This is a genomic window from Antribacter soli, assembly GCF_021568775.1.
Lineage (GTDB): Bacteria > Actinomycetota > Actinomycetes > Actinomycetales > Cellulomonadaceae > Antribacter > Antribacter soli.
On record NZ_JAKGSG010000021.1, the window covers coordinates 60,820 to 74,220 of the forward strand.

The window sequence follows — 13,401 nt, forward strand, 5'->3', positions numbered from 1 at the left end:
CCGTACCAATGATGACCCCGGAATCAGGTTCAGCACAATCGAACGATCGTGCACGGACCATGTAGCATTACTACATGGCTACGGACCCGCGCCGACTCGCCTTCCTCCTCGCGGTGCACAGGGCAGGGGGCGTCCTTGCCGCCGCCGACCTGCTCCGGGTGACGCCGTCGGCCGTCTCGCAGCAGATCGCGCGGCTCGAGGCGGAGGAGGGGATCGACGTCCTCGACCGCGGCCCCCGCGGGGTGACCCTCACCCCCGCCGGCCGGGTCCTGGCCGAGGCCGCCGAGCGGATCGAGGCCGAGCTCGTGGGCGCCCGCCAGGCCATCGCGGCCCTCGGCGAGGGGGTCACGGGGCGCGTCGCGATCGGGTCGTTCCAGACGGGCATCCGCGCGGTCGTCGCGCCCATGCTCGGCTCGCTCGCGGAGCGGTACCCCGGAATCGAGGTCGACGTCCGCGAGCACGACCCCGCGGACTCGCTCCGGATGCTGCGCGCCGGGGACCTCGACGCGGTGGTCCTGGAGCGCGACGTCGACGTCGACGCCCCCGCCCCCCGCGGCTCCCACGACGTGCCGCTCCTCGACGAGCCGTGGCGCGTCGTCGTCCCGGCGGGGCTGCCCGTGCCCGAGCGGATCGACGACCTGAGCGAGCTCGCGTGGATCGCGCCCCAGGAAGACACCGCCGCCGGACGCGCTCTGCGCCGCCTGTCCCGGACGCTCGGCGCGACCTTCACGACGCGTCATGCCTACTCCGACTTCGACACGGCGCTCGCGCTCGTCGCCGCAGGTCAGGGCGTCGCGATGCTGCCCGCGCTCGCCCTGGAGGGCGAGGTTCCATCCGGGGCGGCGGTCGTCGGGCTGCCGGGCCTCGGCTCGCGCCGGCTCGTCGTCCGGCACCGGTCGACGCGGCACGAGCCCGGCCCGGCGGTGCGTGCGGTGCTGGACGAGATGGTGGAGGTCGCCCGCCGGCTCCGGCTGGCCTGACGCGTGCACCGCACTCCCTGAGCCGAGACCCCCGCCGGGCTCTGATCTCGCGCGGCCTGCAGCCGATAGGATGACCCCACAACTTCATGCTGCTCGAACCGTGACGGGAGAGTCCGGAGCACCGGAAGGTGTGGCCGGCGCCGAAGGAGCAAGTCCTCCCCGGGAATCTCTCAGGCCCCTGTACCGTCGTGGCGAGGCAACTCTGGAAAGCGGCCCTACCGCGCCGGCCCGACCGGCGCGCGCGGCCCACCGACGGTGCAAGCCGGCGCGTCCCGCCGCACGGAGCCCGGCCCCCACGCCGGCCCGCGCGGAACGACGGACCGGCAAAACTCTCAGGTCGACGCGGTGCGCCAGGCGGCGCACAGTGTCCGATGACAGAGCGGGGAGGGACCTTCGTCGTCCCCTCGATGCCTGCTCGAACACCTGGAGCCCACCGTGACCCAGCACGATCCCGACGTCTTCGCCGACCGGCACCTCGGCCCTCGCGGCCTCGAGGTCCGTACGATGCTGGACCAGCTCGGCTACGACACCCTCGACGCGCTCGTCGACGCGGCCGTGCCGAAGACCATCCGCACCGACCGCCCGCTCGACCTGCCGAAGGCACGCACCGAGGCCGAGGTGCTGACGCACCTGCGCGAGCTTGCAGGCAAGAACGTCGTGAAGCGCCAGATGATCGGCCTGGGCTACTACAACACGCACACGCCGCCGGTGATCCGTCGCAACGTGCTCGAGTCGCCCGCCTGGTACACGGCGTACACGCCGTACCAGCCGGAGATCTCGCAGGGTCGCCTCGAGGCGCTGCTCAACTTCCAGACGGCGGTCGAGGACCTGACCGGTCTCGAGATCGCGAACGCGTCCCTCCTCGACGAGGCCTCTGCGGTCGCGGAGTCGGTCGCCCTCATGTGGCGCGCCTCGCGCGCGAAGGAGGGCTACGTCGTCCTCGACGCCGACCTCTTCCCGCAGTCCCTCGCCGTCGCGCGCGGTCGCGCGGAGGCCATCGGCCTCCCGGTCGTCGTCATCGACCTCAGCAGGGGCCTCGCGGCGGGTCTCGCCTCGGTGTCCGACGCCGGAGCGCTGCCTCCCGGCACCATGGTCGGCCTGGTCGTGCAGCAGGTCGGGGCCTCGGGCCGTGTCCTGGACGCGCGTGGCGTCGTGGCCGAGGCGAAGGCGGCGGGGGCGCTGGTCACCGTCGCGACCGACCTGCTCGCCCTGACGCTGCTGGTCTCCCCGGGCGAGCTCGGCGCGGACGTCTCCGTCGGTTCCGCGCAGCGCTTCGGCGTGCCCCTGTTCTACGGCGGCCCGCACGCCGCGTACATGGCGGTGAAGAAGGGCCTCGAGAGGCAGCTTCCGGGCCGCCTGGTCGGCGTCTCGATCGACGTCGACGGCGCCGCGGGCTACCGCCTCGCTCTCGCCACCCGTGAGCAGCACATCCGCCGCGAGAAGGCGACGTCCAACATCTGCACGGCGCAGGCCCTGCTCGCCATCGTGGCCTCGATGTACGCGGTCTACCACGGCCCGGAGGGCCTGAAGGCGATCGCGAACAGAGTCCACGCCCACGCACGCGCACTGGCAGAAGGCCTGCAGGCGGCGGGCATCGCCGTCGAGCACGACACCTTCTTCGACACGGTCCGCGCCGTCGTCCCGGGCAAGGCCGCGGAGGTCGTGACCGCTGCCGCAGAGGCGGGCTACAACCTCTACCAGCCCGACGCGGACCACATCCAGATCGCCTGCGACGAGACGACGACCGAGAACGACATCGCGGCAGTCCTCTCCACGCTCCTTGCCGCCGCTGGTCCGACGACGGGTGGTGCGCCGACAGCAGAGGTGGGGAAGGGGGAGTCGGCGTCGCGAGGCTGGATGGGTCTGGCGGGAGGCCGCGAGGAACGAGCGGCCGGATGGTCGCCTCGCGACGACACCTCGCCGTTCCCCGCGGAGGTGACCAGGACGACCGGCTACCTGACCCACCCCATCTTCCACACCCACCGCAGCGAGACCAGCATGCTCCGCTACCTGCGGAAGCTCTCCGACAAGGACCTCGCCCTGGACCGCACGATGATCCCGCTGGGCTCGTGCACCATGAAGCTCAACGCGACCGCGGAGATGGAGGCCATCTCCTGGCCCGGGTTCGCGGACATGCACCCGTTCGCCCCCGTGAACCAGGCCCAGGGCTACGCCGAGCTGATCGGCGCCCTGGAGTCGCAGCTCGCGGAGATCACGGGCTATACGGCGGTGTCCGTCCAGCCGAACGCCGGCTCGCAGGGCGAGTTCGCCGGCCTGCTCGCCATCAAGAGCTACCACGCCTCGCGCGGCGACGCCGGGCGCGACATCGTGCTCATCCCGGCCTCGGCGCACGGCACGAACGCGGCGTCGGCGGCGCTCGCGGGTCTGCGGGTGGTCGTGGTCGCCACGGCCGACGACGGCGAGATCCTGCTCGACGACCTGCGCGCCAAGCTGCAGCAGCACGGCCCTCAGGTCGCCGGGATCATGATCACGTATCCGTCGACGCACGGCGTGTACGAGGAGCACGTCCGGGAGGTCTGCGACCTGGTCCATGGTGCGGGCGGCCAGGTGTACATCGACGGCGCCAACCTCAACGCCCTCGTGGGCCTGGCCCGGCCGGGTGAGTTCGGCGGCGACGTGTCGCACCTGAACCTGCACAAGACGTTCTGCATCCCGCACGGGGGCGGCGGCCCCGGCGTCGGCCCGGTCGCGGTGGCCGAGCACCTGGTGCCGTTCCTGCCGGGCGACCCGCTGGCCGGTGAGGCAGTCGCGGGCTCGTTCCACGGCAACACTCCGGTGTCCGCGACATTGCACGGGAGCGCCGGCATCCTGCCGATCTCCTACGCCTACGTTGCTCTCATGGGCGGCGACGGCCTGACCGAGGCGACGAAGACCGCGGTGCTGACCGCGAACTACGTGTCGTCCCGCCTGGCCGACCACTACCCCACCCTCTACACCGGCCCGAACGGGCTCGTCGCGCACGAGTGCATCCTCGACCTGCGGGGCATCACCGCCGAGACCGGCGTGACGGCCGAGGACGTGGCCAAGCGCCTCATCGACTACGGCTTCCACGCCCCCACGCTGGCGTTCCCCGTGCCGGGCACGCTCATGGTGGAGCCGACGGAGTCGGAGGACCTGGCTGAGCTCGACCGCTTCGTCGAGGCCATGATCACCATCCGGGGCGAGATCGACGCGGTGGCCGGCGGCCGCTGGACCGTGGAGGAGTCGCCGCTGCGCAACGCGCCGCACACCGCGGCGTCGGTCACGACGGACGCGTGGGACAAGCCGTACAGCCGTGAGACGGCGGCCTTCCCGGTGGCGAGCCTGCGCGCAGGGAAGTACTGGCCGCCGGTGCGCCGGATCGACGGTGCGCGCGGAGACCGCAACCTCGTGTGCTCCTGCCCGCCGGTCGAGGCGTTCGCCGAGACCGTCTGACCCCGACCCGACCCGAAAATCACCGCTGCGGGCGGAAGAAGTGCCAGTCGGACCGGAGACGCCCGGCACTTCCTCCGCCCGGCGGCGGGAGGACAGAGAGGAGCCTCGTGACCGACACGAACGCTGTGACCGAGGACAAGAAGACGCCGCTGTACGACGAGCACACGGCCCTCGGGGCGGTGCTCACCGGGTTCGGCGGGTGGCTCATGCCGCTGCGCTACACGAGCGACCTGGCCGAGCACCGCGCTGTGCGCGAGGCAGCCGGGCTGTTCGACCTGTCGCACATGGGCGAGATCTGGCTGCGTGGCGCCGGGGCCGCGGCGGCGCTGGACCACGCGCTCGTGGGGGCGGCGTCGGCGATCGCCGTCGGCCGCGCGAAGTACTCGATGATCTGCGCCGAGGACGGTTCGGTCCTCGATGATCTCATCGTGTACCGGACGGCTGACGAGGAGTTCCTCGTCGTGGCGAACGCCGGCAACGCCGTGCTCGTCGCGAGCGAGCTTCTGGCGCGCGCCGCCGGGTTCGACGCGGTCGTCGAGGACCGCTCCGAGGCGACCGCCCTCGTCGCGGTGCAGGGCCCGCAGGCGGAGGACATCGTCGCGGGCCTCGTCGCGGGCGCCGACGTCGACGCCGTGCGCGGCATGAGGTACTACGCCTCGGCGCCCGTCACGCTGGCGGTCACCGGCGGCGGCGTGGCCGACGGCGGCTCCGTCGAGGCGCTCGTCGCCCGCACCGGGTACACCGGCGAGGACGGCTTCGAGCTGTTCGTGCCGGCGGAGTCCGCCGTGGCGGTGTGGCGCACGCTGCTCGCCGCGGGGACCGGCGTCGGCCTCGTGCCGGCCGGTCTGTCCGCCCGAGACTCGCTGCGCCTCGAGGCCGGGATGCCGCTCTACGGGCACGAGCTCGACAGGACGACGACGCCGTACGAGGCCGGCCTCGGTCGTGTCGTCCGGCTCGACAAGGCGGGCGACTTCGTCGGGAAGGCCGCGCTCGCCGCCCGCAAGGTGTCGCCCCCGGCGCGCGTGCTCGTGGGTCTGCGCGGGCTCGGGCGGCGCCCAGCACGCGCCGGGTACCCGGTGCTGGGACCGTCCGGTGTCGCCGTCGGCGGGGTGACGTCCGGTGCGCCGTCGCCCACCCTGGGCTACCCCGTCGCGATGGCGTACGTGACGCCCGAGCTGTCCGCGGAGGGCACCGAGCTGTCGGTGGAGGTGCGCGGGCGGGCCGAACCGGTCGTGGTCGTGCCGCTGCCGTTCTACCGTCGTCCCCAGAACTGAACCCCCGAGCTCCAGGAGAACCTCATGGCTGACTTTCCCGCTGCGCTTCGCTACACCATCGAGCACGAGTGGGTGGACACGTCGACCCCTGCCGTCGTGGGCGTGACGTCCGTCGCCGCCGACGCGCTAGGCGACGTCGTCTACCTCGAGCTGCCCGAGGTGGGTTCCACCATCGAGGCGGGCACCGTGATCGGCGAGATCGAGTCCACGAAGTCGGTGTCGGAGCTCTTCTCGCCGGTCTCGGGCACCGTCGTCGAGGTCAACCAGGCCGCCGTCGACGACCCCGCGCTGGTCAACGCCGACCCCTTCGGCGCGGGCTGGCTCTTCAAGGTCGACGTCTCCGGCGAGGGCGCGCTGCTCTCGGCGGAGGAGTACGCGGCGCACACCGGAAGCTGATCGGCAGGGGACGTCCCAGGCGAGCGCTTTCCCCTGGGACGTCCCCGCATGCACCAAAAATGGTCTCGTAAACCTGCGTCATGAACGGGGCGTTCAACACTCCTACCTACTAGCAGCATCCCCTGGCCGGACCCCAGACCCGGCCGCTGCAGAAGGAGGACCCCATGACCACCATCGAGCTCCACCCGACGTTCCCCGCCCTGACTCGTCGTGAGCAGGTCGTTCTGTCGAACCTGACCGAGGACGTCACCCTCGAGCAGATCGCAAACCGCCTCTTCGTCACGCGCAACACGGTGAAGTCGCAGGTCCGCAGCGTCTACAAGAAGCTCGGCGTCTCGACGCGCGCCGAGGCGGTGGCCATGGCCCGCAGGCTGGGTCTCTACTGAGCGCGCACCATCCCGACGGCGCTCGCCAACACCCCCAGCCGACGGGCGCCGTCGCAGCCTCTGTTACCCGGTGGCAGACTCACGGAATGCTGTCGCGCCGCCTCGTGGTTGCCGCCGCCGTGGTGGACGACCTTGCCTCACCCACCCGGCTTCTTGCCGCGCGCCGGTCCCGGCCCGCGGAGATCGCCGGCCGGTGGGAGTTTCCCGGCGGCAAGGCGGACGAGGGTGAGACCCCGCAGCAGGCCCTGCACCGGGAGCTGTGGGAGGAGCTCGGCGTCCGCGCGGAGCTGGGCGACGAGCTCGTCGGACCTGACCACGGTGCGTGGACGATCACCGATCGTCACCTGATGAGACTGTGGTTCGCGCGTGTCACGGAGGGTGAGCCGCTGCCCCTCGTCGAACACGACGAGCTGCGCTGGCTCGCGCCGAGCGAGTGGTCCGGCGTGGACTGGCTGGACGGCGACCTGCCGATCGTCGAGGCGCTGCGCCCCCGGTTCGGGGAGCCTTCGCCGCTCGCGGCTCCCTTGTTCGCGGCGTCCCTGCTCCGGGATCCGACGCTGCCGAACTAGGGCTGTCGAACCAGGGCTGCCGGACTTCGCTCAGTCCCGGCGTGCGTCGCGGTCCGGTACCGAGCGACGCAGCTCAAGATGCTTCACTCGGTACCAAGCTGCGACTGTCGCGTGCGAGGCGACCTGCCGCTCAGGCCGGGATCTGCTGGGGGGCGCGGGCCGCCGCGATGCGATGGCCGAGCGGCACGAACGCGCCGTCGAGGAGCACGGGCACGACGTCGGTCGCGTCGACCTCGGACGCGATCGTGACGTCGTCGACGAAGCCGGTCTCGACGAGCTCGCGCCCGCTGGCGGTCCCCGCGATCGAGTCGGTGGGGTCCTCGGTGCCCTTCCACAGGGTGACCGCGGCGGCGGTCTCGGGAGAGAGCCGGGTGAGGTCGTCGGACATCATCCCCATGAGCCGCGAGGCGATCGCGCCCGCAGCGAGGAGATCCTCGAGCGCGGGGCGGAGCGAGTCGTCGGGCCAGCGCTCGCCGACGGGCACGAGCACGACGTCGTGCGACGGGCTCGCGGCGAGGTGCGCGGCCGCGAGGCCCGCGACCGCAGCGGCGTTGCGGAGCGAGCCGACGATGATGAGGGCGCCGCGGCTCGCGATCGTGTGGCAGATCGACGCGGGGTTCGGTGCCGGCAGGACGAGGCGCTCGGCGTCGAGCTCCCGGAGCGACGCGGGGGACAGGCTGATGCCGTCCTCCCAGCGCGGCCCGGCGAGCGCGGCCCGCATCGTCCGGGCGAGGCGGGCCGCCCCGGCGGGGTCGTGGTACGGGAACGGGTACACGCCGGTGCCCTGCTCGCAGGCCACGGTGACGGACGTGGAGAAGGAAAGGACGTCGATCACCACCACGAGCGTGGACCGCGCACCGGTCGCCGTCAGCGCGAGCGCGCCGGACAGACCCCAGTCGGTACGGACGCGGGCGGGACGCTGGTCGAAGACTGAGCTCGCGGATGTCACGGCCGAATGCTAATGAACGGAAGCGACACCCGGGTTTCGCTGTGGGCGAACATCCATCTCGATCCGGTCAAGATTGTGCTGAGCGCGGCCGATTGTGAGGAATGTCCGATCGGCGGGGCGGTGAAAGTCACCCGGTCGCCCGTTGAGCGGCGCGATCAGGGCGCTTCGCGGGGTCGGGTCGTGCGGTCCGGGCCCGGCGTCACGCCCGGACGAGCGCCGGCTCGGGCGAGCCGGACGGCTCGGGCGAGAGACCGGCGTCGGCGGTCTCCGCGGTCGCGGGATGCTCGCCCGCGGCGTCCGCTCGCACGACGTCCTCGGTCGCGGTGTCCTCAGTAGCGACCCTGGCTGCGACCCCGGCCTCGCTCGCCTCGGCAACCCGGGCCGACGTGCGTTCCGAGGTCGAGCCCGCCCCCAGCGGCCGCACGGCCCCCGCGACGACCAGGCTGAGCACGATCGCCACGGTGATCGCGAGGAGGGCGTGCCGGGCACCCACCGTGGCGGCCAGCAGGCCGAGGAGCGGCGGCGCGCAGAGCTGAGAGATCGAGGAGAACGACGTCGCGACGGAGACTCGGGCGGCGGCCCGGGTGGGCTCGTCGGACGCTGCGGCGATCCCGACGGGGCTCGCGAGCGCGGCCCCGACGCCCCAGAGCACGATGCCCGCCCACGCCGTCGCGACGGACGGCGCCAGGCCGAACAGCAGCAGCCCGGCAAGCCCCGACGCCCCACAGGCACGGAGCATCGCGACGCGCCCGAACCGGTCGAGGAGCCGCGTGCCGAGCAGGCGCACGACCGTCATCGACACGACGAAGGTGCCGAACGCGGCAGCGCCCGCGGACTCGGGCAGGGCGAACCCGTCGACCACGGCGAGGGACAGCCAGTTGCCCGCGGCCCCCTCCGACAGGGACGCGCCGAGCAGCACGAGCCCGATGAGCAGGGTGCGCGGCTCGCGCCACGCTCCGAGCGCGGTGCGCAGGCTCGCCCCGCGGCGCACGGTGCCCGACGACGTCCGCGTCGCCTGCCTGCCCGGGTGCCGGTCGAGCTCGTGCGCGGCGCCGGCCTCCGGCCCGTCACCGTGGCCCACGGGCTCGTGCCCCGGCTCGTGCGCCGACCGGGCAGGGGTGATAGCGGTTGCGGCTCCGGTGAGGATCCCGCGGAGCGTGGAGATGACGGCTGCGAGCACGACGAGCTGCACGGCAGGGTGCACCTGGGCTGCGGAGAAACCCGCGGCCGCTGCGGCCCCGGCGGCGGCGCCGACGGAGAAGAACGCATGGAACCGGGGCAGCAGGGAGCGGCCGAGGCGCTGTTCCACGAGGGCGGCCGCGAGGTTGAGCGGTGTGTTCGTCATGGCGCCGCACACCCCGTTGAGGAATACGCCCGCGATGAACAGCGGCACGCTGGCGGTCGCCGCGCCGGCGGCGAGCAGCACGTAGGCGACGGCGCTGCCGACGGTCGCGGCGAGGAGCGTCGCGCGGTTGCCGAACCGGGTGACGACCGTTCCCGTGGACACCACGGAGGCGAGGGCCCCGACCGCGCCGACCACGAGGATCGCGCCGAGCTGGGCCTCGTCGATGTCGAGCGACTCCCTGAGGGAGGGCAGGCGGCTGAGCCAGCTCGTCGCCGTGGCGCCGAAGAGCGCGAAGAGCGCAAGGAGGGCCCAGCGGGCGCCCCGGGCGGCGGGGTCGTCGGCGGGGTGACCAGCAGCTCGAACAGGGGCGGCGCGGAGGGTGCGAGAGGCAGCGGGTCGGTCGGGGGAAGGCGGCACAGCACGCGTCGAATCGGACATCGAATCGATTCTAGGAGCGCGCGCCGATGCGTGACCAGCACGTCCGCGGGTGATGCGGAATCCACCCCCGCGCTACCGTGAGCGCATGAGCAACTTCCAGGTCGCCCCCCGTCCGAAGCAGGAATCCGTCACCGTCCTGCTGGTCCGCGTCATCGTGGCGTTCGCCTTGTTCGCTGCCGGTCTGGTCCTGATCGGCGTCGGTTCTACCGGCGAGGCGGCGTCGTCGCCGTTCGTCTTCGTCGGCGGCATCCTCGCGATCGGCCTGGCGTTCGGCCTGCCCATGGTGGGTGCGCACGAGCGCTGATGCGCTGTGTGACAGTTCCGTTTCTGATCATGCCCGGGTCTTGACCCGGGCATGTCTGTGCAGCACCATCGTCCCATCGCGAAATGTTTGGATCCAGTACAAACAAACTCACGGATGACGAGGTACACACATGCGGCACACCAGGCGCGCCAGCGGGATCATCGCGATCACGCTCGCCACGACGACAGGACTGACCGCCTGCGGTTTCGGCGGAGGCACCGACGAAGGGGACGGTGGCGAGGGGACAACCCTCGACCTGCTCGTCCCCAGCTACTCCGACGCCACGCAAGCAAACTGGGAAGGCGTGATCGCCGGGTTCGAGGAAGCGAACCCGGAGATCACGGTCAACCTCGAGGTCGAGTCGTGGGACAACCTCGAGAGCGTGATCGCCACCAAGATCCAGGGCGGTCAGGCACCCGACATCTACAACGGCGGGCCGTTCGCCGGCTTCGCCGCCGACGAGCTGCTGTACCCGGTGGAGGACGTCACCTCCGACGCCACCTACGCCGACTTCCAGGAGAGCTTCCTGAGCAACGCCGAGGTCGACGGTGTCGCCTACGGGCTGCCCTTCATCGCGTCCGCCCGGGCGCTCTTCGTCAACGACGCGCTCCTTGCGCAGGCCGGCGCCGAGGTGCCGACCACGTGGGACGGGCTGCTCGAGTCCGCCAAGAAGGTCTCCGCCCTCGGCGGCGGCATCGCGGGCTACGGCATGCCGCTCGGCTCGGAGGAGGCCCAGGCCGAGGCGGCCGTGTGGCTGTGGGGCGGCGGCGGCTCGTTCGGCGACGCCGACGCCATCACCATCGACACCCCCGAGAACCTCGCGGGTGCCGAGTTCATCCAGAAGATGGTCACCGAGGGCGCCACGCAGGCCGACGCCGGCTCCACGGACCGCAGCCCGCTCATGGACATCTTCATCCAGGGCCAGATCGGCATGCAGGTGGGCCTGCCGCCGACCGTCGGGCAGATCGAGGAGAACAACCCCGAGCTCGAGTACTCGATCCACCCGATCCCCACGCAGGACGGCAGCCCGTTCACCCTGGGCGTCGCCGACCACCTGATGGCGTTCGAGAACGACGGCGACAAGCAGGAGGCCATCACCGCCTTCTTCGACTACTTCTACACGTCCGACGTGTACGTCCCGTGGGTCCAGGCCGAGGGCTTCCTGCCCACCACCAAGTCGGGTGCCGAGGTGCTCGGCGACGAGGAGTCCCTCGCCCCGTTCCTCGCGGTGCTGCCGGACGCTCAGTTCTACCCCAGCACCAACCCGAGCTGGTCCACCGCGGACTCCGCGTTCAAGGCGCTCTTCGGCCAGCTCGCGACCGGCAAGACGGCCGCCGACGTGCTGACGGAGATCCAGTCCCAGGTCGACGCGGGCTGACGGGCATGAGGGCGTTCGTCCGGGCACTGCCCTGGATCGGACCCGCCCTGGTACTGATCGCCCTGGTGGTGCTGTTCCCGATCGGAGTCATGATCGGGAACAGCACCCGGGACATCAGCCAGAGCGGCGTCGACCGGGGCGGGGTGGGCCTCGCAAACTATGCCGAGGTCTTTGCCTTCCCCTACTTCTGGCCGATCGTCGGCCGCACCCTGGTCTGGGTCGTGGTCGTGGTCGTGCTGACCGTCGTGATCTCTCTCGCGCTCGCGCAGCTCCTCGACAAGGCGTTCCCCGGCCGCCGGCTGGTGCGCATGGCGGTCGTGGTGCCGTGGGCGGCGAGCGTCGTCATGACCACCCTGGTCGTGCACTACGGCCTCGAGCCGTACTTCGGCATCATCAACGCGTTCCTCGTCGACACGGGGATCATCAGCCGGCCCGAGGGCTTCGGCTGGACCCGGAACCCGGGCACGGCCTTCGCGTGGGCGATCGTCGTCGCCGTGTTCGTGTCCCTGCCGTTCACGACCTACACGATCCTCGCGGGCCTGCAGACCGTCCCGGGGGAGACGCTCGAGGCCGCGCGGATCGACGGCGCCGGTCCCCTGCGCGCCTACTTCGGCGTGGTCCTGCCCCAGCTCCGCAGCGCGCTCGCCGTCGCGGTGCTGATCAATGTCATCAACGTGTTCAACTCGCTGCCGATCCTGCGGGTCATGACGGGGTCCATCCCCGGCTACGACGCGGACACCGTGATGACGATGATCTTCAAGTACATGCAGAACCAGCACCGGATCGATCTCGCCAGCGCGCTGTCCGTCGTCGCCTTCGGGCTGGTGGTCGCGATCGTCGGCGTCTACCTGCGGGTCGTGCGCCCGCTCGAGGAGGCCTGATGATTGCCGCGGAAGCCGAGAGCGAGTCTGACGTGGCCGTCATGACCGAGGCGACCCGTCCGACGTCGGACCGGGCGCCCGTGGGGACCGTCCGGAGGCGGCGCTTCACCGAGGACCAGGTGCCGCCGGGATCCGTCGCGCTGCGCATGGCGGGCGGGCTCGTCGTGCTCGTGGTGTTCCTGCTGCCCTACGTGATCATGTTCCTCGGCTCGGTGAAGACCAAGGCGCAGATCCGGTCGGTGAATCCCACGTACCTCCCGGTGGAGTGGCACTGGGAGAACTACGTGACCATGTGGTCGACGCCCGAGACGCCGCTGGTGCAGAACCTGGTGTCCACCCTGGTGATCTCTGTGTTCGCCACGCTGCTCGTGCTCGCGGTCGCGCTGCCCGCCGCGTACTACACGGCGCGGTACCGCTTCCCGGGTCGGTACGTGTTCCTGTTCCTCGTGATCGTGACGCAGATGATGCAGCCGGCGGTGCTCACGTCGGGGCTGTTCCGGGAGTTCCTGGCCGTCGGCCTGCTCGACACCTGGGCCGCCATGATCCTCGTCAACGCCGCGTTCAACCTGTCGTTCGCGGTGTGGATCATGCACAGCTTCTTCGCGGGCATCCCGAAGGAGGTGGACGAGGCGGCGCAGCTCGACGGCGCCGGCACGTGGACCGTGCTCACGAAGATCAACCTGCCGCTCGTGTGGCCGGGGGTCGTGACGGCGACCGTGTTCACGTTCGTCGCGTCGTGGAACGAGTTCGCGGCCTCGCTCGTCGTGCTGTCCACAGCCGGGAACCAGCCGCTGTCCGTGGCGCTCACGAAGTTTGTGGGTCAGTACGAGACCTCGTGGCACTACGTCTTCGGCGTGTCCGTCGTGGCGATCGTGCCGGTCGTGCTGCTGTTCCTCGCCATCGAGAAGCGGCTCGTCGGCGGCCTCACGGCCGGCTCGCTCAAGTAGCCGTCCGGAGAACGCGCGAACCCGGCTCTGGGTCGCTCCCGCCATCGCGGGAGCGACCCAGAGGCGGGTTCGCGCTTCCCTGACGCTGTCAGCGGGCCGGGTCAGCCCTCGATGGTCTC

At 71.6% G+C, this 13,401-nt stretch carries 12 protein-coding genes and 1 riboswitch; of the genes, 10 read left to right on the top strand and 2 right to left on the bottom strand.

What is annotated here, in order from left to right; all coding sequences use genetic code 11:
• Positions 1 to 74 precede the first annotated feature (74 nt).
• The 6 genes from L1785_RS05835 to L1785_RS05860 all read left to right on the top strand — a co-directional run bounded on the left by L1785_RS05835 (position 75) and on the right by L1785_RS05860 (position 7,040).
• Complete coding sequence (locus tag L1785_RS05835; protein ID WP_236088260.1) at positions 75 to 980, top strand: LysR family transcriptional regulator; 906 nt, start codon at positions 75 to 77, stop codon at positions 978 to 980.
• 94 nt (positions 981 to 1,074) lie between these two features.
• Positions 1,075 to 1,176: riboswitch (glycine riboswitch) on the top strand.
• A gap of 239 nt (positions 1,177 to 1,415) precedes the next feature.
• A complete protein-coding gene (gcvPB, locus tag L1785_RS05840) occupies positions 1,416 to 4,415 on the top strand; it encodes an aminomethyl-transferring glycine dehydrogenase subunit GcvPB (protein WP_236088261.1) in 3,000 nt (999 codons plus the stop codon).
• A gap of 107 nt (positions 4,416 to 4,522) precedes the next feature.
• On the top strand, positions 4,523 to 5,689 hold the full coding sequence (gcvT, locus tag L1785_RS05845; RefSeq protein WP_372461799.1) for a glycine cleavage system aminomethyltransferase GcvT: 1,167 nt from the start codon (positions 4,523 to 4,525) through the stop codon (positions 5,687 to 5,689).
• A gap of 24 nt (positions 5,690 to 5,713) precedes the next feature.
• Positions 5,714 to 6,085 carry a glycine cleavage system protein GcvH gene (gene gcvH / locus L1785_RS05850; protein ID WP_236088262.1) on the top strand — a complete coding sequence of 124 codons (372 nt, stop codon included), beginning with the start codon at positions 5,714 to 5,716 and terminating at the stop codon, positions 6,083 to 6,085.
• Positions 6,086 to 6,249: 164 nt separating this feature from the next.
• A complete protein-coding gene (locus tag L1785_RS05855) occupies positions 6,250 to 6,471 on the top strand; it encodes a helix-turn-helix domain-containing protein (protein WP_236088263.1) in 222 nt (73 codons plus the stop codon).
• A gap of 86 nt (positions 6,472 to 6,557) precedes the next feature.
• Positions 6,558 to 7,040, top strand: coding sequence for a (deoxy)nucleoside triphosphate pyrophosphohydrolase (locus tag L1785_RS05860; RefSeq protein WP_236088264.1), 483 nt, complete (start codon positions 6,558 to 6,560; stop codon positions 7,038 to 7,040).
• 130 nt (positions 7,041 to 7,170) lie between these two features.
• Here L1785_RS05860 and L1785_RS05865 read toward each other — a convergent pair whose 3' ends face one another.
• Positions 7,171 to 7,989, bottom strand: a complete 819-nt coding sequence (locus tag L1785_RS05865; protein ID WP_236088265.1) for a 2-phosphosulfolactate phosphatase — start codon at positions 7,987 to 7,989, stop codon at positions 7,171 to 7,173.
• 199 nt (positions 7,990 to 8,188) lie between these two features.
• Positions 8,189 to 9,772 (bottom strand): MFS transporter, encoded by a 1,584-nt coding sequence (locus L1785_RS05870; protein WP_236088266.1) that lies wholly within the window; start codon positions 9,770 to 9,772, stop codon positions 8,189 to 8,191.
• A gap of 85 nt (positions 9,773 to 9,857) precedes the next feature.
• Between L1785_RS05870 and L1785_RS05875 the strand changes: the two genes are divergently transcribed.
• The 4 genes from L1785_RS05875 (at position 9,858) to L1785_RS05890 (ending at position 13,282) form a co-directional block, all read left to right on the top strand.
• Positions 9,858 to 10,076 carry a hypothetical protein gene (locus L1785_RS05875; RefSeq protein WP_236088267.1) on the top strand — a complete coding sequence of 73 codons (219 nt, stop codon included), beginning with the start codon at positions 9,858 to 9,860 and terminating at the stop codon, positions 10,074 to 10,076.
• Positions 10,077 to 10,206: 130 nt separating this feature from the next.
• Complete coding sequence (locus L1785_RS05880; protein ID WP_236088268.1) at positions 10,207 to 11,454, top strand: extracellular solute-binding protein; 1,248 nt, start codon at positions 10,207 to 10,209, stop codon at positions 11,452 to 11,454.
• Positions 11,455 to 11,459: 5 nt separating this feature from the next.
• Complete coding sequence (locus L1785_RS05885; protein WP_236088269.1) at positions 11,460 to 12,335, top strand: carbohydrate ABC transporter permease; 876 nt, start codon at positions 11,460 to 11,462, stop codon at positions 12,333 to 12,335.
• The gene (locus L1785_RS05890) at positions 12,335 to 13,282 is read left to right on the top strand and encodes a carbohydrate ABC transporter permease (protein ID WP_236088270.1); all 948 of its coding nucleotides are present in this window, start codon (positions 12,335 to 12,337) and stop codon (positions 13,280 to 13,282) included. Before L1785_RS05885 ends, L1785_RS05890 begins: the two co-directional genes overlap by 1 nt.
• Positions 13,283 to 13,401: the final 119 nt, after the last annotated feature.